Here is a 26,031-nt window from a genome sequence, read left to right as displayed (position 1 = left end):
TTGTATCACAATACCGCCTTTGTCTATGTCATGATGCCACGCAAGTTCTGTTTGCTATATTAGACCGATTGCAATGCGAATATGATGCAGCTTTCGGGGTAGAGCAGTGGCAATTGAATGCCATGTACTGTCAATGCTTCGCCCGAAAATACGGAGCCTTCACCCCTAAGGTCGAGAGTATCGACTATCGATGGTTCGGTGACCACAAAGTCAGAAACAGGCCAGATAATTTTCAATTGATAGCGCTTGGTTTTGTCCAACCCTGGAAATTGCAAACGCCCGGGCAAGGTTGTTGTGTGGCCATCCGTTTTTGCACAGCTGAACAGAGCGGCTTGCTTATCTAGCGAAACACTGCCTGTAACATTGAGGTAGTCAGGCGTATCTAGTCGATAGAATTTGCCGTTATGCAACACATCTCTGTGCTGCTTATAAATGGCAATGCCCTGTTTGAGCGTTTCCAGATCCTCTGCGCTTTCGCTTAAAAGATCCAATTCCATGCCCATATGCCCAAACATGGCGGTTGCTGCTCGCAGTTCCATACTTAATGTTCGCTTGGTGATATGACATTGTTTCGGCCCCACATGGCTGCCCAACACATTAAGCGGGAAAAAGTGACTCGCGCCACGCTGAATTTTTTGCCTGTCCAACGCATCGTTAGAGTCAGAAAGCCAGATACGGTCCGTGTAGCGCAAAATACCGAAATCAGCTCTTGCGCCGCCCGAAGAACAGCTTTCGATTTCCAGTTCTGGATTGGCTTTGCGCAACCTGTCGATTAAAGCATAAACAGACTTTGTCTGCTTATGGACCGCGCTACGCCCAGAATTTTCTGTAGAGCCACTTCCCGGGTGCTGAATATCGCGATTCATGTCCCATTTGATATAGGTGATGCCCAGATCATCGACGATCTTGCTAATCTTCTCGTAAAGATATTCTGAAACTTCCGGCCGGGTAAGATCTAGCACATATTGTTGTCGCGAGGGGATTTGTGCGACACCTTTTGCTTCCAGCACCCATTCGGGATGCGCTCTGAAAAGATCGCTGTCGGGATTTACCATCTCTGGCTCAAACCAGATGCCAAATTCCATCCCCAAGCTGCGGACCTTGTCTGCCAATGGTTCAAGACCATTGGGGTACACATCTTTTGAGACCCACCAATCGCCAAGGCCAGCTTGATCATTGCGCCTAGCGCCAAACCAGCCATCATCCAGAACAAAGCGTTCCGCGCCGACTTCGGCCGCCTTTTCGGCCAGTGTCGTTAGCCTGTCTTCGCAATGGTCAAAATATACAGCTTCCCAAGTGTTATAATGTACCAGTCGCGGTTTATTAGCGATCCGTCCGTCCAAGACAGATGTGTTCAGACAATGGTGAAATTTTTGAGAAAGATCGCTGAGCCCGTTTTCGCTCTGTGCGGCGTACAGAATGGGCGTGGTATAGCTCTGCCCCGGGGCCAACACCATTTCGCCAGGGTGGAACAGTTCTCCCATTTGTACTGAATTATGGCCATCGGAATGCCGATCCATGCGCACACGGTTATTACCGCTCCAGCCAAGATGTAGCCCAACAACTCTGCCGCTGTTTTCCGATGCACTTGCGGACATAGCAATCAGGCCGGGAAAATTATCATGGCTGGTGCGCCCAGTTTTATTCTCACGCACATAGCTGCCGCGAAAGACGGAAACTGCCTGTTCCTGAAACTCCATTGCCCAACGTCCAGTGAAGTTTTTGAGCGTCGATAGGCTTTCATCAACTGGTATGCACAAAGATGCGCACCAATCTATGCTGATTGGTTCGTCACCATCATTGCTTATCGATGTTGTCGCAAGAGCAACATTACTTGAAGGATCAAGTTTTATATCATAAATTGCCTTCAATCCGGTATTGCGGTCAGAACAGACAATGCGCACCTGATTTTCAGAGTCTTCAAGGACATGTTCGACAACAAATATGGCAGCCCAATCATTGCCTTGCCGATGCGCGACAAATCCGGAAGGGCCTGCAATACCAGTGGCCAATTCATTAGATAATGACTGGCCTATATCCGTGGCGGGTCCGCCATGTGCCCATTGCCGTGTCGAAAGAGCGATTAATTCTTCCGCGCTGCTATGCTCTAATAGTGCGCCCCAATATATAATATAGGGTCGTTCGCCTTTTTTGGCGTAAATGATGATTTCTGTATCAGAAGCAGAAAGCCGGACATAATCTGCATCTATCTGTGTTACTGTCTTATCAGGCGAACAGCCAGCAAGGCCTTCAGAATTCTGAAAATTTATGCGTTGCAGGTCACTTTGATCTTCCGGCTTCACTGTCAGCATTTATCAATCATTACTTTCATTATTTCGGTTCAAAATCAGAACCTTCCCTCTAGGAGATGAGGGACATGGCGCCGAGCCGATTCACATCAAGGTTCAGGAAATCTGCTGAAAACATACTGCAAAACACCCGTCTAGACAATCATAGCTGCCTTCGATGTGCATGAAATGTTATTTCTGGGACTAAGATGTGTTTCTTGGTATAGTGTTTTTTATGATTCTGGCTGATATATCTGGTCTCGCTAACGGACCTAGCAGCTTTGTAAATCAGGAAGGAGCAGCACTGATATGGAGGAAAGCCGCTTTTTTGTGCGCAATGTAACAGTGTCGCCGCTTGGTGGAATCAGGATTGCATGTTTTGTGAAAAACGGGGCAGGGGTTTTGACTCCTAAACGAATCTTGCCCCACTTCACCTTGGTGTATGTTTTACAGGGTACGGGATCTTATAGCGACGAGAATGGCGCTGCCTTTGATGTTAAAGCTGGAGATGCCATCATAGTTCTGCCTGGTCTGGAACATTGGTATGGGCCGTCCAATGGGAAGGTATGGGATGAACTCTATCTGGTCTTTGAAGGGCCAGTATTTGATTTATGGCGCGATGAGGGTTGCTTTGACCTTGAAAAGCCCGTGATCTCATTAACGCCCTCTGATTATTGGCTGGACAAAATTAAGCGAGCTATTGGCGAGAATAACGAAGGCGATCACGTTAAAATGACTGCAGAAGCTGTGCGCATGCAGCAACTTCTCATGGATATTCAAAATGCCGCTCGCACCGATATTGAGGCCGATATTGAATGGCTACAGACCGCCAAAACATGTCTGAAATCAAACCCAGATGTTAAAAGCGCGGCCTCTGAAATGGCGATGTCCTATGAATTGTTTCGCAAAAAATTTCGGAAGCTATCTGGCCAATCACCGGGCAAATATCGATCAGGATATTTGATGGAGCAAGCATGTGATTTGCTTGCTGATAGATCGCTTACGCTGCGTCAAATCGCAGATAAACTAGACTATTGCGATGAATATCATTTTAGCAAAAGATTTAGCAAAGTCATCGGTTGGTCCCCGCGCGAATATCGCATGCGCCTACATAAATAAGTCCTTTGAACTATGTTGCAAAAGTGTGTCACATTGATGAAATAATGTTAAATATACCAAAAAACACATGACACTCCAATTTGCCCATGGTTTTTGTATCTGTCCCCATGAGACAAACTTAGCTGCAATGTGCAAAAAGCGGCTGGGATTAAATGAGGTGTCGCAAAAATCCTCTCCTCGCCGACATATACAGTAAGGTTGGAATAACCAGCCAATTAGGGAGGAATTATGAAAATCCATAATGGACTATTATTAGCGTCGACGGCATTGGCTTTGGTGCCAGCATCTAATGCATGGGCACAAGATACGGCAACATCTGCACCTCAAGAAGAGGTCGATGAGTCAACCGATGATTTTGGCGAACCAATTATCGTAACCGGCATTCGTGGTAGCTTGCAAGCGTCGCAAGATATTAAACGTAACGCATCGGTTATCGTTGACGCGGTGTCATCAGAAGATGTTGGCAAGTTCCCCGATACAAACGTCGCGGAATCATTGCAGCGTATCACGGGCGTTTCGATTGATCGTGCCGGTGGTGAAGGGCAGTTCATTACAGTTCGCGGCCTTGGGCCAGAATTTAACGCTGTTCTGTTGAATGGGCGGACATTGGCGACAGACAATGATGGCCGTGAATTCTCTTTTGACGTTTTGTCTTCTGACATTATCCAAACCGCAGAAGTCTACAAATCATCCCAACCTGGATTGCAATCAGGTGGCATTGGCGCGGTTGTCAACGTCACAACCGCCAAACCACTGGACCGCCCGGGTTTTAACGTGACTTTGTCAGCGGCCGGCATTTATGAAGACCTTAGTGAAGATTTTGGTACTGATCTGACTGGGGTTGTTTCTTGGTCAAATGATACTTTCGGTGTTTTGTTTGGCGCATCTTATAATAAGCGTAATGCTTTGATTGACCGTGCATTTACAAACGGTTTCTCGCTACGTGATGGTGCGGTAAACCCCGGTGATGTTGCTATTAATGCGCCTGAAAACTCTGTTGGCCTTGATGCGACATCTATCGTTCCCATCCCAACATCACGTGTGCAGCAGCAAGTTGTGTTTGAACGGGATACGCAGGATCGTGAACGTCTTACTCTGAATGGTGCATTGCAATTTGCTCCGTCGAGCGATCTGAAGATTACTGTTGATGCGCTCTATTCGGATTTCCAAGTCGATTCATTCGCAACACAGTTCTCCGGATTTTTCAGCCCACCATTCATTAATCCACAAATTGATGAAAATGGCACGGTTACATCCTTTAGCCGCCCAAGTTTGGACTTTCAGGCGCGCAACCCTTTGATTGCCGGCCAGGCAGGTGCGTCACAAAATGACAATGTGATCACTTCGAACAGCCGCTTTGCTGAGACATTTGCCATTGGCGGCAATGTTGATTTTCGTGTCAGCGACTCTTTGAGCTTTGTTTTCGATGCTTCATATTCGGAAGCAAATCGTGATGGGACAAACCCATTCATCGTGCTGGGCGCATTGGCGCCAACCTCTCCGCTGATCGAATCAACCAGCACCTCTGGCATTTCAACGATTACCAATTTGTCAGGTCTGACCGACACATCAATTCAGCGGCTTCACTTTGTGAATGTCAACCGCACCGTAGTGGATGATGAAGTTTTTGAATTGCGCCTTGATGGTGATTGGGAAATACAAAAAGGTCCGTTAGAGCGCATTACTTTTGGCGGCCTGTACACCGATCGTACAAAATCGCGCACATTATTTGATAACTTTGCCGCACCGGGTAACGGCGTTTCAGCGGCTCAAATTTTCTGCGCATTTTGTGGCTATACTGTGCCGTTCGATGAATCGATCCTAACGCCATTCTCCTTTAATGGTTTTTTGAGTGGTGTTGACGGCGCAGACACAGTTCCAAGCACGACATTAACCTCAACTTTTGCTCAGGCCTTTGCAGTTCTGAATGATCCTGCGAATTTGAATAACCCTGATCGTACCGGCGGCAACACTGCTGGGCTGTTGGCTATATTGGCTGATCCTAACACTGACCCGCTGCTTGGTATTTTCACACCAACATTTAATCCTGGTGGCAGCTTCAGCGTTGATGAGCAAATTTACTCTGCTTATTTCAATTCCCAATGGGAAGGTGATTTTGGCGGTGAATTGCCATGGAGCGCTAATATTGGTTTCCGCATCGCATTTACTGATGTTGTATCCAGCGGTGTTACCCAGCCGGTTATCGAATTCCGCGAAACTGCTGGTGATACCCAGTTGGAAGTGATTTTTGGTGCAGCGACACCGACATCTGTTCCGAATGACTATGTCAACTTCTTGCCATCCGCCAGTTTCCGTTTGGAACCGACATCCGATACGGTCCTGCGTCTCAGCTACGCCCGTACCGTAACGCGGCCAACGCTTACTGCGCTTGGTGTTTCCAACGTTTTTGGCGGGCGTTCCAACGCACCGACCAGCGGCGGCGGCAATCCTTTGCTTGAAGCCTTTGAAGCAGACAATTTCGATGTCTCTTTCGAATGGTATTTCGATAGTCTGAGCTATTTCAGCATTGCCGGTTTCTACAAAAGCCTTGGCAATTTTATCGAAACCAGCACCTTGCCAGTGGTAAATCCGATCATCTTCCCAGCCGGCAATGCCGGGCGTACTGCAGATGAAACGGTGGACGTGACGTTCCAGGATACACGGGATCGTAATGGCCAGTCCGGCAGCATCTCTGGTGTAGAAATTGCATTCCAGAAGACATTTGACATCGGCTTTGGTGCCATCGTCAACTATACTTATGTGAACAGTAATCGCGACGATGTACCAGCAGATGATTTAGGCTTTAACGGCTTCACGCCGCATACATTCAACATTACTGGCTTTTATGAGAAAGATGGTATCTCTGCACGTGTTGCCTATAATTATCGCGATGGCTTCTTGGTGCAGGCGCAAGACGCGTTTAGCGAACCACGTCAGCGTGAGTCATTTGGTCAGCTCGATTTTGCTGCCAGCTATGACTTTAATGACAATATACAAATTTTCGCTGAGGGCATTAATGTGCTGGGCGAAGATACGCGAGACTTCTCACGCTTTGCTAACCGCTTGCTGGACTTTACCCGCACCGGTGCACGCTATACCGTGGGTGTCCGCGGCAAGTTTTAACAAACGTCAGTTTGTGATGAAAAAGGGCCGCTTCCCCGGCCCTTTTTTATTGCTTTCTATAAAGCCGATATCTCCTAAGAAATTAGGAATGATAGCTCTCGCCCATGATTACGACTTATTGCTTTAACAATATGACCGTCTTGCCGCGGCGCTGTAAATTAGCAGCCTTGTTCAAACCCTGATTGGTCTATACCCTTGGCGGCTGGGAGTAGGATTATGCGAACGTCGAAAACGACCATTATTGATGCGCCGGCAGATATTGTATTTCTCTGGCTAGACGATGATGAGCGTCTTCGCCGCTGGGTCCCGAATATTGTTGAGGATGAAACTTTGGTGGAAACACCAGAGAAGGTAGGTTCGACATTCCGTCAGACATTTCTTGAGCGCGGTAGGAAGATGGAGCTGCTAGGCGAGATCACCGCATATAGTGAGAATGAACGGATGCGCGTTTATATGTCAGGGGATATGTTTAATCTGGATGTTGATTATGCTTTGAAAGCACTATCACCTGAGCAAACACAGCTTAGACAAACCACAGCCATTACGCTTAACGGTGCCTTCAAACTGCTCACTCCGCTGATGCTCTTTCTATCAAAGCTAGGCGGTTCAGACGCGCAAGCAAAGGCTCATGCGAAACTCAAGCAACTCGTAGAAGCTGAATTTCGCGAGGGTTGATACGCCAGATCCACGATCTAAAACTGACCTTAGATCGCTGCGGCGTTCATTTTGCAACACCGCATGCAACCTAGGCCAAATCGTCTTGTTCGGATCAAACTGCGCGATTTATCAGCATTTCCAGATATTCCTGACGCCCGGATTTCGGGGTTGGATTATAGTCTGATGCTAAGGCATGATCTGCGACTTCTTCAAGGCTCATATTGCCGCTCAAGACCTTGCTACTGACATCGCTTTTCCAACCGGAATAGCGGTTCGCTACAAAATTATCCAGTTCACCATCCTCAATAATCCGTGCGGCCGCCAGCAATGATTGAGCCAATACATCCACCCCGCCAACATGCGCGTAAAATAGATCTTCTGCATCGACCGATTGACGCCTTACCTTTGCGTCAAAGTTAAAACCGCCTGTCTGGAAACCGCCACCTTTCAGCAAGTGATACATTGCGAGAGTCATTTCAGGCACATTGTTAGGAAATTGATCCGTGTCCCATCCATTTTGCGGATCGCCGCGATTGATATCGACCGAGCCCATAATACCATAGGCATTGGCGGTGGCAATTTCATGCTCAAAACTGTTGCCAGCCAGTGTTGCGTGATTGCCTTCAATATTAACCTTCACCTCATTCTCAAGCCCATAGCGCTTGAGGAAGCCATAAACCGTTGCGGTGTCACGGTCATATTGATGTTTGGTTGGCTCATGCGGTTTGGGCTCAATCAAGATCGTGCCGTCAAATCCGATTTTGTGCTTATGTTCGACAACCATGTTCATAAACCGGCCCAATTGGTTCAGTTCATGGCCAATATCGGTGTTCAAAATGGTGTCATAGCCTTCGCGGCCACCCCAGAGCACATAATTTGATCCGCCCAATCTGTTGGTGACATCCAGCATTGAACGTACTTGATGCGCAGCCCAGCCAAAGACTTCAGGGTCGGGGTTGGTGGCGCCGCCAGCTGCATAACGCGGATGGCTAAACAAATTGGCGGTTCCCCACAATAACTGCACGCCTGTTTCTTCAATCTTGCCTGCCATCTTATCGGCGATGGCATCTAGCTCGCGCGTATAGCTTGCCAGATCGTCATAATCGGCCATGGCATCAACATCATGAAAACAATAAAAAGGTGCGCCGAGTTTGGTGAACATTTCAAAGGCGGCATCCAGTTTAAGTTTGGCCAGTTCGGGCGTTACAGGCTCGCCCGGCTTCCATGGCCGGTCAAAGGTTCCTGCACCAAAAATGTCATTCCCCGGCCATGCAAAGCTGTGCCAATAGCATACCGCCCAGCGCAAATGATCGCGCATGGATTTGCCCAAGACCAACGCATCCGCATCATAATAGCGATATGCCAGCGGGTTTTTGGTGCTCGGCCCTTCGAAAGGTACGGTTGGAAGGTTAGAAAAATAGGACATTAAAGTTCTCCGAAACTGGATTGTAAAATAGGGTAGAGTGAACGGAACGTTTGCTGGCGTTCCTTTGAATAAGGTTGCGGTGCATATTGCGCCTGCACAGCGGGTTTTGTGCAGACAGCCTCCACTGGGCTGTTGGTAACGGCCAGTTGTGCGAGGCGAGCGGCACCATTTGCAGGGCCAACGCTAGAACCATCGCGATAAATGAGCGGTGTTTGCAGGATGTTGGCCAGAAGCTGCGCCCAATAGGATGAGCGCGCGCCGCCGCCAATCACCGATAATTCTGCTGGACGGGAAGGCATGGCTTGCAAACCATCGCTAAGGCCGAAGGCAACACCTTCTAACACCGATTGCACCAATTCAGCTGGGCCCGTTTCGTGCGTCAAACCAAAGAAAACTCCTTTGGCTGCGGGGTCATTATGGGGTGTGCGCTCACCAGAAAGATAGGGTAGGAACAGCGGGATATGATCGTTTGATACATTGCTGTTTTCTGCGGCTTGCAGTGCGTTTTCAACTGATGAAAAGCCGGCCAAACGCGTGACCCAATCAAGGCAGGCCGCTGCTGACAGCATAACCGTCATGACATGCCAACGACCAGGCAAAGCATGGCAAAATGCATGCAGGCCATTAGCGGGGTTTTGTTCAAACTTGGCGGTTGCGGCAAAGATAACGCCAGATGTACCAAGGCTAAGAAAGGCATCACCAGGTTCAGTGACGCCTGCACCAATTGCCCCTGCTGCCTGATCGCCGCCACCGCCAGCGACGGGCACTATTGGCAGGCCCAGTTCATCAGCCACATATTGACGTAAAGTGCCAGCAACCTGAGAACCTTCAGCCAAGGCGGGCATCTGGCTTTCGCTCATACCTGTCGCCTCCAGCATCTCGGCTGACCAGCGGCGCGCCGCCACGTCTAACCATAAAGAACCGGAAGCATCGGACATATCGCTTATTTTTTCGCCCGTTAGCAGGAAGCGAATATAATCCTTGGGCAGCAAAACCGTTTTTGTGGCAGCAAAAAACTCTGGTTCATTTTCCCGCACCCAGGTAAGTTTTGGCGCTGTAAAACCGGGCATAGCGCGGTTGCCTGTATGGTTTTGCGCCATGTCATCAAGGTCATTACACTGCAGGGCGCTGCGTCCATCATTCCACAAAATTGCAGGGCGAACAGGCTTGTCATTTTGATTTAGCAATACCGCGCCATGCATTTGTCCGGACAAACCGATTCCGCGCACTTGCTGTCGTAATGTTTGCGGTAATCCGCCAATTGCTACCTTGGTCGCCTCCCACCATTGGTCAGGGTCTTGTTCTGACCAGTGCCGATGCGGACGTTGCACCGTCAATGAAACCGTATTCTGAGCATGCACAACGCCGCCATCATCAATAATGACAGTCTTCACACCGGATGTCCCCAGATCAATGCCGAGCCACATTAGCCAGCCTCCGCCAAAATGAAGTCACAATCTATTTCCATGCTTTGTCCGGGCTGAAGCATATACATGCTGGTGTCCGCTTTCCCCGCAGCATTATTTATGGCATTGGGTATGTGGCTAACGGGTTCCACGCAAAAAAAGTCTTCGCCAGTTGGGCAATAAACATGGGTGAAGGGCAGATTAGTGGATGGGCGAACAGTGAGACTGTGCGTTGGCCAGCTAATCTCAAAATCGTCGCGCTGCCCTGTGTAACAATGGTCAATATCGGGCGTTGCAAACCAATCAGGCTGCCGAGAAACAGCGCTGTGACCTGTCGGCAATCGATCCGGTCCGGTTTCCCAAAAACCGCTAACATCCAATTGCAGGCTGGCTTTTGTTTTGGGGAAATAAGGGTGCAGACCCAGCCCAGCAGGCATTGGCGTATCAGCAAGGTTGGTGACGCTGAGCTTATGTGAATAACCATCGTCTCGCACGCATATTTCTTGCTCCGCCTCAAACGCCCATGGCCAGATTGCGCCATCATGACGCAGTGAGAGTATCGCACGCTCCTGCGAATATACTTTGGCAGCCCAAGGGCTAATCCATCCCAGACCGTGCAGAGCATGTTGGCGCTCTGCATTTTTGTGTGACAATGCTATTGTCTTCGCTCCAGACGCTGTTGAGAGACGGCCATGGGCTATCCTGTTGCAGAAGGGAACCATGGGAAAGCTGGACAAGGTCAATGGATCATTTTCACCGCAATGGGGCCTGAAGACATCATGCCCCTTCCATTGAAATGCTGTAATCCCGCCGCCAAGCCAAGGGGACAGAACCAATTTGGTCCGCCCGGATATAAGCTCTAACTTCTGCATCGAACATAACCTCCACGGTCAAACCATAGCGTAACCCTATGATGAGTGTCTTGCATTGATAAAGGCGTGAAGACGGCAAGCACTCTACCCTTGCATTTCCTCTAATTCTTTGCCCGCCGTTTCAGAGACCATCTTGGCCACGAAGATCGCCGAGATGAGCGCCGCCGCGGCATAAAAGCCATATGTTATCGGCAGACCGACATTGCTGAGCAGCCATGGGAAGCTCATGATGATTAGGAAGTTGGCGACCCATTGCGCGAAGCCTGAAACTGCGAGCCCAGAGCCACGGATCTGATTGGGGAACATCTCGCCGAGCATAACCCACATCACAGGCCCCCAGCTGAAATTGAACGCGACAACATAGGCATTGGCTGCCAATAATGCCGCGATGCCTGCGCCATCTGACAGAACCAACTCACCATCGACCAAAGAGCCTGATGCGAAAGCAAATGCCATGACAGTCAGGCCAATTGCCATCCCGCCTGACCCGATAAGCAGCAAGGGTTTGCGGCCAATTCTGTCGATCAGCATGATGGCGGCAAAAACCGCTCCGATTGATAATGCTCCAGACAATATGTTGATTTTCAACGCATCATTTTCAGTGAAGCCAACAGCTTGCCACAATATGGCGCCATAATAGAAAACAATATTGATGCCGACAAATTGCTGGAACGTCGCAAGGCCAATTCCGACCCAAACGATTTTGCGGATACGGCCCGTTTGTTTTGACACCAGATCAGACAAACGCGGCTGAATATCTCCGGCTAGGCTTTCCTGAATCTCTTTTAGCTTGGCCGCAGTGCCAGCGCTGCCGAAAAGGCTGCTCAAAACTGCCTGCGCTTCCTCATCACGTCCTTTGGCCACCAAATAGCGTGGACTTTCCGGAATGAAAAATAACAGCAACAGAAAAGCAGCGGCCGGGGCCAATTCTACCCAGAACATCCAGCGCCATGCTTCATAGCCGCCCCAGACCAGTTGCTGACTGCCGCCAGCAAATTCTGCCAGAAAATAGTTAGAAAGAAAGGCGGCGAACAGACCGATGATAATCATGACCTGTTGGATGGATGACAGTCTGCCACGCCGATCAGCCGGTGCAACCTCAGAAATATAGGCAGGTGCAATAACGCTTGCAGCGCCAACCGCTAAGCCGCCAAGTATACGCGCGATAACAAAGACAAAAGCATCGCCTGCAATACCAGAGCCCCAGGCGGAAATAATGAAGAGTATTGCCGCAATTAGCAAAACAGCACGTCGGCCAATTGTATCGGAAAGCCGCCCGGCAACAAATGCGCCCACCGCACAGCCCAGCAGCATGGATGCGACATTGAAGCCAGTGCCGATATTAGTGGAGTCAAAAGCCTTTTGAAGCCCGTCAACCGTGCCATTAATGACCCCGCTGTCAAAGCCAAATAAGAAACCGCCCAGTGTTGCCACCGAAACGATAAGAATTATAAATCGCATATTGCCCGCATGCTCATTAGCCACCAGAACCTACTCCCATTATCTTTTATGGAGGTTATGTTAGCGGTAACGGAAAAGAAGTTCAACTCAATTCACGACGTTGGCAGGCCCTGATGATCCGCGCTTTATCAAGTGGCAAGGGTGGATATAGTCAAATGGCAAGGCATCATCCGATTTAGAATTTGGTTCGGCTTTGCCCAAAACCAGATTAAATGCAGAGGAGGCCATCGCGCTGACCGGCTGGTTTATAGTGGTGAGTTCGGGCCAGACCGAAATGGCGGAAGGGCTATCATCAAAGCCCACAATGGTCAGGTCATCCGGCACGATAAGACCATGCCGGTGCGCTACACCTATTGCGGCTGCGGCCATATCGTCATTGCTTGCGAAAATAGCGCTTGGCCTAGACGGTGCTGCCAGCAAATCTTTGGTTGCCGACACTCCTGAACGATAAGTATATTCGCCCTGCACGATCCATTCGGGTTTGATAGCAAGATTTGCTGCAGCCATTGCCTCGCGATATCCCTGTTCGCGCAGGGTGCTGGACATCTGGTCTTTTGGTCCAGTGATAAATGCTATTTCACGGTGCCCCAGGCTGATCAGATATTCGGTCATCATAGTGGCCGCTGCGGCATCATCAATATTGATATCCATGGACTTTCTGCTGCTTTTGCCATTGGCGACGGTAGCGACAGGTATTTTCAATTCATCAAAAACCGTCAATATCTCATCGGCTGCTGATGTAGGGGGCGGTAATATCACACCGGCAATTCCGGCCTTTGCCAGCCGTATCGCCGAAGCCACATAGGCTGTTGATGTATTATCCTCACAAATATCAACAATCAGGTGATTATCGCTGTTCTGCGCAGCCTCTAAAGCGCCGCGCAAAAAGCGGCCCAGATAACTGTCAGAAGGATTGGCATAGATTAGCCCGATATGGACATCGGCGCCTTTGGCAAGCCGCCGCGCTGAACGGTTGGGTTGGTAGTTGAGCGCAGCCACCGCTTTCATCACGGTTTCGCGTGTTGTTTCCCGTACGCCATTTTCTGCGTTCATCACGCGCGATACAGTCATTGATGATACGCCGGCATGGCGCGCAACATCATCAATTGTAACCGTTTGCCAATTGCGGCGACGTGTTTTTGCCATCTCAATCCCCTTAGCCCATCACTAGCTGTCGGCAATGGTCATTGCAATATTGTGGCATTGCAATATCGTAAATCATGAATATGATAGCGCTATCATAAAGACGGGAAGGGGTGAGCTTATCATGGGCGCTATTACGAAACAGGCTTTGGGCTTTGGGGTAATATTGGGGTTGCTAACGGCAGTTTCTGCATATCCTACCATTGCGGCAGATCAACAAAGCCTTAGCGATCAGCAAGCTGTTTATAGGAATGCAGACGCGCCCATCGAAGATAGGGTCGAAGATCTTCTTGCACGTATGACTTTGGAAGAGAAAGTCGCGCAGATGCTCACCATCTGGGAACAGAAGGAAAAGGTACAGACCCCGCAGGGCGATTTTGACCCTGTCAAGGCAAGCAAAAGCTTTCCTAATGGTATCGGTATGATAGCGCGGCCATCTGATTTTCGCGGTGTTAGCCAATCCAATTCCGGTGCGGCTGGGGCTGCGGCGGAAGGACGCAATCGCACGGCGCGTGAAACCGTGGAATATGTGAACGCAGCGCAGCGCTGGGCAGTTAACCAGACCCGTCTTGGTATTCCTATTTTGATGCATGAAGAAGGGTTGCACGGCTATGTCGCCAGAGGCGCAACCAGCTTTCCGCAAGCCATTGCTTTGGCCAGCACTTGGGACAAGCAATTGGTGGAGCAGGTTTACACCGTGGCATCACGAGAGATGCGCTCTCGCGGTGCGCAATTGGCGCTTTCTCCTGTAGTGGATATCGCCCGTGATGCACGCTGGGGGCGTATAGAGGAAACCTATGGCGAAGACCCCTATCTGGTGTCTGAAATCGGTCTGGCTGCGATACGCGGTTTCCAAGGGCCGACATTACCGCTTGCTGATGATAAAGTGTTGGTAACGCTTAAGCATATGACAGGACATGGCCAGCCAGAGAGCGGCACCAATGTTGCGCCAGCTGAATTATCAGAACATACATTGCGTACCTATTTCTTCCCGCCATTTGAGCGTGCTGTGAAAGAAGCCAATGTCATGTCGGTTATGCCGTCTTATAATGAGATTGGCGCGATCCCCAGCCACGCCAATGGCTGGTTGCTCAATGACATTTTGAAGAAGGAATGGGGCTTCAAAGGTGCTGTCGTTAGTGACTATTTTGCTATTCGTGAAATGATTACCCGCCATCAAATGCTGGAAGATGCAGAGCAAGCGGCAGAGCGTGCGATTAAAGCTGGCGTCGATAATGAAATGGCAGATGCTGATGCCTTTCTTACCTTGCCCGAACTGGTGAAACAGGGGCGGGTGGAAGAGAAGCTGATTGATGAAGCTGTTCGCCGCATCTTGCGACTGAAATTTATCGCTGGCATGTTTGAAAACCCTTATGCCGATGCTGACTATGCAGAGCAGATTGAGGCCAATGACGAAGCCGTTGCTCTTGCCAGAGAGTCGGCGCGCAAATCCATGGTCCTGTTAAAAAATGACGGGCTGTTGCCGCTCGCCGCCAATGATATCAGCAAATTGCTGGTGGTCGGCACACATGGCCGCGATACGCCGCTTGGCGGTTATAGCGATGTACCGCGCAAGGTGGTCAGCGTTCTGGAAGGCATTGAAAATGCTGCGCAGGGTAAGTTTGATGTCGTCTATTCAGAAGGCGTACGTATCACCAAAAGCCGGGTTTGGGCTGCTGATCCAGTGGATCAGGTGCCAGAGGCAGAAAATCGCAAACTTATTGCTGATGCTGTGAAAGCTGCAGAAGATGTTGACGTTATTGTAATGGTCATTGGCGGCAATGAGCAAACCAGCCGTGAAGCATGGGCAACCAACCATTTGGGTGACCGCAGCGATATAACATTGGTGGGTCAGCAAATGGATCTGGCCCGCGCCATGCTTGCAACAGGCAAGCCGGTTGTCACGCTCTTGCTGAATGGTCGTCCGCTATCAATTACCGAGCTAAATGAGACTGCACCTGCGATCATCGAAGGCTGGTATCTTGGTCAGGAAACCGGAAATGCGGTCGCGGATATAGTGTTTGGAAAATATAATCCGGGCGGCAAAATGCCTGTTACTGTGGCGCAGAATGTCGGACAATTGCCCTATTTCTATAACCATAAGCCGCAAGCCAGACGTGGTTATCTGTTTGAGACAAAGGAGGCATTATATCCTTTCGGCTTTGGCCTCAGCTACACTGACTTTGCGATTTCTGCACCGAAAATAGTCGGCGATGGGCACAAAGTTTCTGATGATATGACAGTCGAAGTTTCGGTTACGAATACAGGCGCAGTGGCCGGTGATGAGGTTGTTCAGCTTTATCTGCGCGACATGCATGCTTCGGTCACAACGCCGGTCAAACAATTGGTCCGCTTTGAACGCGTCAATCTACAACCGGGTGAGAAACGCACAGTCCGCTTCACGCTGAAACCCACCGATTTCAGCCTGTGGAACGATCGGATGCAGCGTGTAGTTGAGCCCGGCAAGTTTTCCCTCATGGCCGGCGGAAACAGCCGTGATGTGAAATCGACCGAACTGGAGCTTAAATAGCTTTTGCTAGGCTGCTTATTATGCGCGTGATGTAATAGTCATCAAGTCAGAGCTTGCCGGACCTTGGGCATAATGCGTCTGCTGACCGGCAGCGCGATGCTGTCTTGCAGTTGAAGGGTTCCGGTTCCTGAAGCGTCTCGAACGAGCGATTGAATGAACCGTATATTCACAATATGTGAACGATGGATGCGCAGGAATGTAGCTGGCAGAGCATCTTCCATCTCATTCAGGCTGGCATTGTGCAACAATGTCCGTCCATTCGCCAATGTCAGTTCGCAATATCCATCCGCCCCGCTGCAATGCATAATGTCCACAGTTGCAATACGCTCTAGCTTCCCTGCTTCCTTTACATCGATATAATCAGGTTCAGAATGCTCACCTAGCTGAGCAAGAGCTTGCTCAAGGCGGTTGGCTCTTGCTTCCTCGCTGCGTCGCTCACGGGCTTCGGCCGCAAGCGAACGGGCTTGATACACAAACAATATCAAAAGGAAGAACGCGACCAGCAAGAAGAATATAAGGTCGAGGAATAGCGTTTCGAACACAAAGATTGCAGCCACAAATGCCAGCAATATTAGAAAATATTCAAATGCATGCTGACGCCGTTGTTTGGCCCAATATGCCGTTGCCACCAGACAGGCGAGCAAGGGCGTAGTCATCGCACCGAGAGCTTTGAAATCAAAACCGCCAGCGAAAATGATCACACTAGCACATAATGTTGTAATCCCTGCTATAACCCAATGCAGGTTCGCGGCTTTAAATGTACGAAAAATGTGTAAAGCTACGCACATTCCAAAAATGGCCGAAAAGGCCGTAATGGCGATCAAACGTAAGTCTTGGATTGGATAAGAATAAGGCACAAGACCGCGCAGCGATTCCGATATGAGCTGTCCTCCGGCTGAGAGGCTCATTATACCCAGAAGTGCAAATTGAAAACGTGATACGCCTATAACAGCCATCACACCAAAATAGAGACTGCCCAGCACAAATACGCCAAGTGTGATCAAAACGGGTGCAGATTGTGCCAATATTTCTTTGTTCAAAAGATCTGCCGGAGCGATGCCAATCATATGTATGGGGCTAGCCAGTTGCAGATAGCCCTGATGAGAAGATGCAAGCAGGACAATCTCATTCTCCCCAATATGAAAGAGATTTTGAGGCGGGTAGAATATTGCATCCATTAAGCCTGCGACCTCGTTTTCAGGCTTGGCGCTTGGCCTGCCATTTTCTCCTATTAGTGCACCATTAAAATAGACTGCACTGGACATTTTCCCTGAGATAAACAGCGCAAGCGGTTCACCGTTAGAACCATTTATACGCGTCAGAGGCACTACAGCACGGATCCATATAAGGCGGTTTTGCGGGTCGATATTGGCTAAGCCTGTTGTTTGACATCGCGCTTCAGAAAAATCTGGAGGCACCTCACCAATGTCAGCAGCAGGACATATTGTAACGTGCTCCCAATCCAATGTTGAAATGCCAATGGGTGGCGCAGTGGAGGCGCTGCTGCATGATGAAAGCAATATTGTTGCAGCAAGTGTAATAAGGACATGTTTGAACATGGGGCTAACCGTAGACGGGTCCAAAGGTTCCGCCTAGTGCGACACCATGCCGCTCGCGCGAAAAACATGACCGTTCACTGATTTGGTGCGGCAATTCCTCCATTAGATGAATAAGCTTGGTGCATATCTGTTGCCCATGAGGAGAACCGGCCATGATCAAACATACCCAATTGCTCTCACTGTTAGGCTTAGCAAGCCTAGCCTTTGCTCAACCAGTTCTGGCCAAATCCTATGCTGGCGAGAATGCGATCATGTTTGCGGCAAAGTCTGGCGAAAGTGTTGAGGCATATGAAGGCAGCTTTGAGGTGCCAGAGAATCGCTCTGTCGAGGGCAGCCGCACGCTCACTCTTAAATATGTGCGCTTTCCTGCGACTGGGGAAAGTGCTGGATCACCTATTGTCTATCTTGCAGGTGGTCCCGGTGGTTCAGGGGTTGAGACAGCACGTTATGAGCGTTTCCCGCTGTTTATGGCGATGCGTGAATTTGGTGATGTGATTGCTTTTGATCAGCGCGGGACGGGCGGATCGAACGATCTGCCAAATTGCACCTCGTCCAAACAGATCAGCACGACAATGCCGACATCTGATGAAGACTATTTTGCAATACAGCGTTCCGCCTTTGCCGAATGCTTGGAGTTTTGGACCGAAAACGGCGTTGATATAAGGGGATATACCACACCGGAAAGTGTTCGAGACCTTGATGATCTGCGCAAACACCTTGGTGCGGAAAAAATCGATCTCTGGGGTATATCCTATGGTTCCCATCTCGCGCTAGCGGCTCTGAAGCAAATGGATGAGCGCATAGGACGCGTTGTCATAACGGCTGTTGAAGGTCTGGATCAAACGGTAAAACAGCCTGCACGGGCGGATGCATATTTTGATCGTTTGCAAGCAGCTATAAACAGCGTGTCAGACGCAAAGGCGAAATATCCTGACGTGAAAGATTTGATCGGTAATGTGCTGGCAAGGCTGGATGCACAACCATTAGAGCTGCAAATTCCCACGCAAGATGGCAAAACTGCGCCCTATCTTTTGCAGCGGCGTGACATGCAACAATTTACGTCAGCGCTGGCCGCGGATCCTGCACGCATGGTCTGGATATTGGCTGTTTATAAAGGCCTTGATGAAGGGGATACAGGTCCGTTGATTAACCTGCTGCAAAGAGCCATTGACCCGACTGATGTTGCAGTATCTTTTCGCCCGATGACAACCTTGATGGATGTTGCTTCAGGCACCGGGGCGGAACGCAGGGCCATGATTGAGCAGCAAGCTGAAACAGCATTGCTTGGCTTATATCAGAATTTCAGCCTTTATTTGGAAGGCGTACGACCTTCACTCGATCTCGGCCCTGAATTTCGCCAACGCCCGGTTTCACAAGTCCCTGTGCTGGTACTTCACGGCACATTGGATGGGCGTACTTTTCCTGAAAGCGGGCAAGAAGCGACAGCGGGCCTGGTAAACCGCCAAACGGTGATGGTTACAAATGGCGGGCATAATCTGTTCATGCTGTCGCCGGAAGTAACTGCGACAATCAAGAGTTTCATGCGCGGTGAAAATGTCGATGGCCAAGAGATATTTATCGACATGCCAACATTTTAACGAGCTTCAAGTCGACAGAAGACTGAGCTGGAAAAACATAATGCCTTGAAGAGGGGCAGACTCGATAGAGTTCGCGAGATTGACTGTGTGCCGACGAGATGCCGTCCCTTGGAGGGGAGAATGAAGCGAGTTAAGGTAAGAGAAAATTGGTGCCGCTTAGAGGATTCGAACCTCTGACCCCATCATTACGAATGATGTGCTCTACCAACTGAGCTAAAGCGGCGCTTGCTGTTATGTTTGGCCGGCTTGGCCATTGCAGCTATTATGCATCGCCGGTTATCAGCGCTTTGTGCAAATGGCAAGAGGGGCAATTTTCTCTTGTGCGGTATAGTTGATGACTGGGTGAGTGGTTGGGTTAGCGACTGGGCGACTCTGTTAAACAGTGTTTGCTGCATTTTGCTTGGCTTTTTGTCGCGTTGTTAACCATGCATTTACTATATTGCGGCAGAAGATTGTCATAAGTCTAAGCAATGGGGCGTATATGGATAATCATCGCGAATTTGGTTACGAAGACCATTCCGACATTTTTTCGGCGGATGCTGCAGAGCTCGAAGACACTGCTGCGCATGATGAAGGCATTATGGATAGCAGCCATGGCTTTGGCACAGACGAACGCCGGATGCATGTGCGCGCCTATAATCATTGGGTAATGCTGCTGGGTGAAAAGTCTTTCCCATCGGTTGATGATCTTGACCTTGATATATTGGACGACTTTGTTCCAAATAGCGTTTTGCTGGACTTCACTTCAGGCATTGAGAATCCTGGTATCGCCCATATTGGCAGTGCCGTTGCGGAAGAATCAGGCATTGATGATGATGTGCAATATGTCAGTGAAATTCCCGGGCGCTCATTGCTGTCGCGTATTACTGACCATTATATGGAAATTCTCGCCAATCAGGCACCGATTGGTTTTGAAGCAGAATTTGTCAATCAGCTTGGCAAAACTATCATGTATCGCGGCATATTGCTGCCATTTTCATCCGATGATGACACGATCGATTTTGTCTTTGGCGTCATCAATTGGAAGATGCTTGCCGATAAAACCAGCACAGACGAACTGCTCTTGGAAGTTGAGCAGGCATTGGGTGAGCAGCAGCTATTTACTGATGCCCCATCAGTCTGGGATAATCAGGGTGAGCATTCAGACCAGGATGACGAGCTGATTTTGCCGGATGTCGCTTTTGGTGAGTCAGCGCGCAAGGATGAAGATGTTGAGAAAATGCACACGCCATTGTCGGTGAGTGCGGACCCTCTCAATGGCAGCATTTCAGACTCAGTCCCATCGCAGCGTCACAGCCTAGCGTTTTCGGCTTCGGCGTCTTCGGAATTGCTGAGCGAAGATCAGGTCGAGCAAGACATTGATGCGCCAGTTGAGGATAGCGAAGAAACACTCAATCAGCCTTCAGAAGATGCAGATTTGCACGAATGGCTGGGCCTTGCACAGATGCAGGCAGAAAAGGCCGCGCAGAGTGAATCGCGCAGCCGCGGCGCTTTATACCGGGCTATTGGCCTTGCTTATGATGTCTCCTTGGTCGCAGAGCGCGAGCCGCAATCACTGGACAGCGCATTGGAAGGTGCGGGCATAACGGTACAAGACCGCGCGCCCATGACACCAATTGTGAAGCTGGTCTTTGGCGCAGAATATGACAAGACGCGCCTGACAGAATATGCGGCTGCCTTATCATATGCCCATCGCAAATCATTGCCTATTGGCGGTTTACCAGACTTTTTGGATAGCCATGAAGGTGGTTTGAAAGGCGTTGTTCGTGAAGAACGTCGGTTGCGCCGTCCTGATGGTGAAGATGCCAGCGTCCAAAATACACTGGAAGAAGCCTATCAAACATTGCGTCAAGTTGATGCCCAGCCAATTGACGCGATTGATCTGGCCGATGCAGAATTTGGCGTTTTGGTTGTGCGACGTGATGCCGATGGTCAATTGGTTGTTGCAGCAGTATCTGCCGATAGCAAAATCACCGATATGGTGGTTCGCAAAATCTGTTAGGCCGTTACCGATCTTGTAATAATCGAAAACTCATGCAAATTCATTATTACACGCTATTAGACTTGAGCGTCGCTTGAAAAAGGCGCATAGGGCAGACTTCTCTGACGCGAAAGAGGAGCCTAAGGCCTCGCCATGTCTGACAAAAACCAGTCCGAAATAACCCCATATTTGGGTACAAATCATGCGCTTTTCACTGCTTTGCGCGATGCTTTTTTGCAAGGCGCATTGCCTGGAGAAAATGAAGGTTTTGAAGGGCCAGCCTGTGATGAGGCTGCAACATTTGCCCTCGCTGCAATGATGAACCGTACAGAAAATGCTCCGATTATTGCAATGGAGAGTGCGGTTACGTCTTTTGATGATGGTGAAGCCAAAGACCGCCGCTTCATTCGGCTTATTATTGTGAATAATGATATGCCGTTTTTGGTCGACTCTATTGCTGGGGAAATTAGCGCGGCCGGTCTTTCCATCGACCGGATCATCCATCCCTTAGTGTCTGTGGTGCGCGGGGGGCAGGGTGAACTGTTATCAATTACAGATGAATTACCTGCTGGCGGACAGCAGGAATCCGTTGTGTATATCGAAATGCAGCGCGCCGACGCGAAAATACGCAGACAGTTGACCACAGCATTAGCGCAGACCCTTAATGATACGCGCGCTGTAGTGGATGACTGGCGCCCATTACAAGATGTGCTGGCAAAGGATGCGGCATGGCTTGAAGATGCCGAAGGGCGGGGATTGCTCGAATGGTTTCTGGACCGCAATCTTACGCAATTGGCGCATCTACATTGGTCCCGTAATGGGGAAGTTACAGAGCGTAAGGGCCTGGTTAAAGTATCTGATCAGCCTCTTTTGGCGCCTGCATCTTATGAGAAAGCGGCGAAATGGTTTGAGCAGGGAAATCCTGCTCCGCTGGTTATCAAATCCAACACTATTTCGACCGTTCATCGCCGCGTCCCTATGGATCTGGTCATTGTTCCAACAGGCAAGGATAATGTGGTTAGCGGACTGTCGGTTCACGCTGGCATCTGGACCAGTGCAGCACTGGCTGCTGCTCCGGCCAAGGTGCCGGTGTTGCGTGCGCATCTGGCCAGAATAAGCAAGAAATATGGCTTTGATCCAGCAGGGCATGCCGGCAAAGCGCTGGCGCATGCATTGACCAAATTGCCGCATGATTTGCTCTTACCCATGGGGCAAGATGATATCGAACATGTCGCTCTCACCTCTATGTCACTGGCAGACAGGCCGCGGCCCAAACTCATCACCATTCAATCGGCGCTGGGGCGTCATTTGCTAGTCTTTGTCTGGCTGCCGCGTGACGATGTCTCTACGGGTCGCCGCATAGCCATTGAGGATATGCTGAAAGAGGCGAGCAATTCACCGGTATTGAGCTGGAGCATATCGCTGGAGGACGGGCAGATTGCACTGCTGCGTTATGTGCTTGATCTGCGTAATGATGGCCGTATTCCAGATGGCGCCAGGCTTGACCAGCAGTTGAAACAGATGGTGCGCGGCTGGTTGCCGGAAGTAGAAAATGCGCTTTCTGATCTGGGTGAGCCTAGCCGAGCAACGGCCATGGCGTTGCTTTATGCAGAAGCCTTTCCAGACAATTACCGTGCTGATTCTGGCGCGCGTGAAGCTGCTATCGATATTATCAAACTGCGCGGATTGAATGATGATACGCGCAGATGCGCGCGTTTGTGCCTACCTGATGGTGCTGAGCCATCACAGAGCGAACACGGTAGCAACTCTTTGCGGTTGAAACTCTATCAGGTGAAGGGCGCTATAGCTCTGTCAGAAGCCGTGCCGGTGCTGGAGCAGTTTGGTTTTGATGTTTTGGAAGAAATCCCCACGCCGCTGAACGATGGTGATTTGGGCTATATCCATGATTTCCGCTTGCAGGTGCAATCGCGCGCCAATGTCGAACAGATACTGTCTCGCGCTGAATTGCTGCAAACGGCCATTGGCAATGTGCTGGATGGCCGCGCGGAAGATGATCATTTCAACCAGTTGATTACCATAAATGGTCTGAGCGAATTTGATGTGCTGCTGCTGCGGGCATGGTTCCGCTATCTGCGCCAAACCGGCTTGTCTTACGGTATAGAAACTGTGGTTGATGCACTGCGCGATGCACCCAATGTTACCCGCGAAATTATGGCGCTGTTCACAATACGGCATGATCCGAATTTCACCGGTGATCGCAGCAAAGCAGAGAAAAAGTCCATAAGGGCTATCGCTACAGGCTTAAAAAATGTTGCGGCTATTGATGATGACCGACTGTTGCGACTGATGCGTGATTTGGTGCTCGCGATTGTACGAACCAATGCCTTTGCGCCCTCTGGTCGGGCAGCTCTGGCCTTTAAGATAGACAGTCTTATGGTTCCTGGATTGCCAAAGCCTGTGCCGTGGAGAGAGGTTTTTGTCTATTCCCCAACCGTAGAAGGCATCCATCTGCGCACCGGTCCGGTCGCGCGGGGCGGGTTGCGCTGGTCTGACAGACGGGATGATTTCCGCACAGAAATATTGGGTCTGATGAAGGCCCAACGCGTTAAAAATGCGGTTATTGTACCAAGCGGAGCAAAAGGCGGCTTCTTCCCCAAAGCATTGCCGGATCCTGCAATAGACCGTGATGCTTGGGCAGAGGCTGGCAGATCGGCATATAAGACATTTATTGATTCACTGCTGTCCATTACCGATAATATTGTCGACGGTAAGTTGGTCCACCCTGAGCAAGTGGTAATTTGTGACGGTGAAGACCCTTATTTTGTTGTCGCCGCTGATAAGGGCACAGCAACATTCTCCGACACTGCCAATGCCATTGCGATAGATCGCAATTTTTGGCTGGGCGATGCTTTCGCCAGTGGTGGCAGCAATGGTTATGACCATAAAGCAATGGGTATTACAGCACGCGGGGCGTGGGTTTCCGTGCAGCGCCACTTCTTGGAAATGGGCGTTGATGTTCAGCGCGAACCAATCAGCGTTGTGGGTTGCGGCGATATGTCGGGCGACGTGTTTGGCAATGGCATGTTGTTGTCGAAAGCGATCAAACTGGTTGCCGCATTCAACCATATGCATATCTTCATCGATCCTGACCCTGATCCAGCGAAAAGCTGGGATGAGCGCAAACGCCTTTTTGATCTGCCGCGATCAAGCTGGGACGATTATAACCGTGACACCATGTCAAAAGGGGGTGCGATCTTCGCGCGCAATCAGAAAAGCGTGAAGCTCACTCCTGAGATTAAGGCTCTGTTCGGGCTTGAAGATGACGAGATGGCACCGGATGATCTTATCCGCGCAATATTGCTGGCAGAGGTTGATCTGCTTTGGTTTGGCGGCATTGGCACCTATGTAAAGGCTGCGGCAGAAAGCAATGTTGATGTGTCAGACACCGTCAATGATAGCCTGCGCATTGATGCAGAACAGCTGCGTTGCAAGGCGATTGGTGAGGGCGCAAATCTGGGTATAACGCAGGCTGCACGCATAGCATTTGCGCTTAACAATGGCCGCGTAAATACGGACTTTATTGATAACAGCGCCGGTGTTGATTGTTCGGATAATGAAGTGAACATCAAAATTGCGCTAAGTGCAGTAGTGCGTGCTGGCGATTTGAATGATGTCCAGCGCAATACACTGCTGGAAGATATGACAGATGATGTCAGCGCATTGGTGCTGGAAGATAACCGTCTGCAAACGCTGGGCCTTTCTATTGCAGAGTGCGGCGGTGCAGCGGCCTTGCCATCTTATTTGCGGATTATCGAAACCTTTGAAGAACAAGGCCTGCTCGACAGAGCGGTTGAAGGGCTTGCCAGAAACGATATTTTGAAACGGCGTATCGGTGATGACCAGGGATTGACGCGGCCAGAGCTTGCTGTGTTGATGTCCACTGCCAAATTGGCCCTGCAAGATGCTATAGAACATAGCCATTGGATTGGGGACGACACCCTGAACGCATCACTGGATGCCGCCTTTCCAAAGCAATTGCGCAATGACCACTCCGTAGCGATACAATCGCATCAATTGCGCAATGAAATTATCGCGACCAAATTGGCCAACCGCGTTATCAACCGCATGGGCATTGCGCACCCAATGGAATTGGCAGAAGAAGAAGGCTGCTCATTGGGCGATATCGGCATGGCTTTTGTCATTGCCGAGCAATTGTTCGATTTGCCCAGCCTGTGGAACGCCATAGACGAAGCCGCGATTGACGAAGCAATCAGGCTGATGCTGTTTGATCGTATCGCTCTGGCCGTGCGGTCTCAAATGGCGGATATTGTTCGCAACAATACTGACCAGTTGCTGCCCGGCAAGTTCGTCGATGCGTTACGAGAGCCTGCCCACAGATTGAGCGCTCAGGTTGATGATTTGCTCAACAGGCAATCGCTAAACCAGCATACTTCGCTGCAGTCAGAGATGATCGCACAGGGCGTCAGCAGTGAAATCGCCGAAAAAGTTGTGCGCCTTTATAAGCTGGACGGTGTTATTGGCCTTAGCCGCCTGTCTAACAAAAGCGGTATTGCGCCAGATATTCTTACCCGGGCATTCACAGATATTGGCTCAGCGCTCTCACTGGACTGGGTGCAATTGACCGTGGCTCAGATGAACCCATCGGACCCTTGGGAACGCTTGTTGGTGGCAGGCATGGCGCGTGATTTGCAACAAATGCGCCTCGATTTCTTGTCGGCGTCAGATGATCCAGTAGCCTATGTCGCAAGCTGGACTCAGCAGAATGAAGGGCGTGTGACGTTGTTCCGGCGTCTGGTGCAACGCGCGCAAAATATGGTGCCGCCCAGTATTTCCATGTTGGCGCAGATTTCTAGTCAGGCAAGGATATTGCTCGGCCGCAGCTGATT

At 50.0% G+C, this 26,031-nt stretch carries 14 protein-coding genes and 1 tRNA gene; 7 read left to right on the top strand and 8 right to left on the bottom strand.

Going from position 1 to position 26,031, the window contains the following annotated elements; all coding sequences use genetic code 11:
• Positions 1 to 59 precede the first annotated feature (59 nt).
• Positions 60 to 2,312 (bottom strand): alpha-galactosidase, encoded by a 2,253-nt coding sequence (locus tag ACR9YC_RS10790; RefSeq protein ID WP_438727472.1) that lies wholly within the window; start codon positions 2,310 to 2,312, stop codon positions 60 to 62.
• A gap of 285 nt (positions 2,313 to 2,597) precedes the next feature.
• On the opposite strand from ACR9YC_RS10790, the gene ACR9YC_RS10785 reads away from it, so the two are divergent.
• The 3 genes from ACR9YC_RS10785 to ACR9YC_RS10775 all read left to right on the top strand — a co-directional run bounded on the left by ACR9YC_RS10785 (position 2,598) and on the right by ACR9YC_RS10775 (position 7,205).
• Positions 2,598 to 3,407 (top strand): AraC family transcriptional regulator, encoded by an 810-nt coding sequence (locus ACR9YC_RS10785; protein WP_438727469.1) that lies wholly within the window; start codon positions 2,598 to 2,600, stop codon positions 3,405 to 3,407.
• 228 nt (positions 3,408 to 3,635) lie between these two features.
• Positions 3,636 to 6,530 (top strand): TonB-dependent receptor, encoded by a 2,895-nt coding sequence (locus ACR9YC_RS10780; RefSeq protein ID WP_438727466.1) that lies wholly within the window; start codon positions 3,636 to 3,638, stop codon positions 6,528 to 6,530.
• A gap of 216 nt (positions 6,531 to 6,746) precedes the next feature.
• Positions 6,747 to 7,205, top strand: a complete 459-nt coding sequence (locus ACR9YC_RS10775) for an SRPBCC family protein (protein ID WP_438727463.1) — start codon at positions 6,747 to 6,749, stop codon at positions 7,203 to 7,205.
• A gap of 94 nt (positions 7,206 to 7,299) precedes the next feature.
• Here the strand turns inward: ACR9YC_RS10775 and xylA are convergent, their stop codons facing one another.
• The 5 genes from xylA to ACR9YC_RS10750 all read right to left on the bottom strand — a co-directional run bounded on the left by xylA (position 7,300) and on the right by ACR9YC_RS10750 (position 13,498).
• Positions 7,300 to 8,613, bottom strand: a complete 1,314-nt coding sequence (xylA, locus tag ACR9YC_RS10770; protein WP_438727460.1) for a xylose isomerase — start codon at positions 8,611 to 8,613, stop codon at positions 7,300 to 7,302.
• Positions 8,613 to 10,040, bottom strand: a complete 1,428-nt coding sequence (xylB, locus tag ACR9YC_RS10765; RefSeq protein ID WP_438727457.1) for a xylulokinase — start codon at positions 10,038 to 10,040, stop codon at positions 8,613 to 8,615. Before xylB ends, xylA begins: the two co-directional genes overlap by 1 nt.
• A complete protein-coding gene (locus tag ACR9YC_RS10760; RefSeq protein ID WP_438727454.1) occupies positions 10,040 to 10,891 on the bottom strand; it encodes an aldose 1-epimerase in 852 nt (283 codons plus the stop codon). The genes xylB and ACR9YC_RS10760 overlap by 1 nt, the downstream gene beginning before the upstream one ends.
• A gap of 84 nt (positions 10,892 to 10,975) precedes the next feature.
• The gene (locus ACR9YC_RS10755; protein ID WP_438727452.1) at positions 10,976 to 12,352 is read right to left on the bottom strand and encodes a sugar porter family MFS transporter; all 1,377 of its coding nucleotides are present in this window, start codon (positions 12,350 to 12,352) and stop codon (positions 10,976 to 10,978) included.
• Between the two features lie 87 nt (positions 12,353 to 12,439).
• Positions 12,440 to 13,498 (bottom strand): LacI family DNA-binding transcriptional regulator, encoded by a 1,059-nt coding sequence (locus ACR9YC_RS10750; RefSeq protein ID WP_438727448.1) that lies wholly within the window; start codon positions 13,496 to 13,498, stop codon positions 12,440 to 12,442.
• A 121-nt stretch (positions 13,499 to 13,619) separates the two neighbouring features.
• On the opposite strand from ACR9YC_RS10750, the gene ACR9YC_RS10745 reads away from it, so the two are divergent.
• Positions 13,620 to 16,025, top strand: a complete 2,406-nt coding sequence (locus ACR9YC_RS10745) for a glycoside hydrolase family 3 N-terminal domain-containing protein (protein ID WP_438727445.1) — start codon at positions 13,620 to 13,622, stop codon at positions 16,023 to 16,025.
• A 41-nt stretch (positions 16,026 to 16,066) separates the two neighbouring features.
• Here the strand turns inward: ACR9YC_RS10745 and ACR9YC_RS10740 are convergent, their stop codons facing one another.
• Positions 16,067 to 17,608, bottom strand: a complete 1,542-nt coding sequence (locus ACR9YC_RS10740) for a LytR/AlgR family response regulator transcription factor (RefSeq protein WP_438727442.1) — start codon at positions 17,606 to 17,608, stop codon at positions 16,067 to 16,069.
• Between the two features lie 128 nt (positions 17,609 to 17,736).
• Between ACR9YC_RS10740 and ACR9YC_RS10735 the strand changes: the two genes are divergently transcribed.
• Entirely contained in the window at positions 17,737 to 19,182 is a 1,446-nt protein-coding gene (locus ACR9YC_RS10735; protein WP_438727440.1) for an alpha/beta fold hydrolase, read from the top strand.
• 147 nt (positions 19,183 to 19,329) lie between these two features.
• Here ACR9YC_RS10735 and ACR9YC_RS10730 read toward each other — a convergent pair.
• Positions 19,330 to 19,405 (bottom strand) — tRNA-Thr (locus ACR9YC_RS10730).
• A gap of 258 nt (positions 19,406 to 19,663) precedes the next feature.
• Here ACR9YC_RS10730 and ACR9YC_RS10725 point away from each other — a divergent pair.
• Together ACR9YC_RS10725 and ACR9YC_RS10720 are read left to right on the top strand one after the other, a co-directional pair.
• Positions 19,664 to 21,184, top strand: coding sequence for a PAS domain-containing protein (locus ACR9YC_RS10725; protein WP_438727437.1), 1,521 nt, complete (start codon positions 19,664 to 19,666; stop codon positions 21,182 to 21,184).
• 132 nt (positions 21,185 to 21,316) lie between these two features.
• Complete coding sequence (locus ACR9YC_RS10720) at positions 21,317 to 26,029, top strand: NAD-glutamate dehydrogenase domain-containing protein (RefSeq protein ID WP_438727434.1); 4,713 nt, start codon at positions 21,317 to 21,319, stop codon at positions 26,027 to 26,029.
• Positions 26,030 to 26,031: the final 2 nt, after the last annotated feature.

The sequence above is a fragment of the Parasphingorhabdus sp. DH2-15 genome (assembly GCF_051668705.1).
Lineage (GTDB): Bacteria > Pseudomonadota > Alphaproteobacteria > Sphingomonadales > Sphingomonadaceae > Alterisphingorhabdus.
This window is presented reverse-complemented; position numbering and strand designations above follow the sequence as displayed.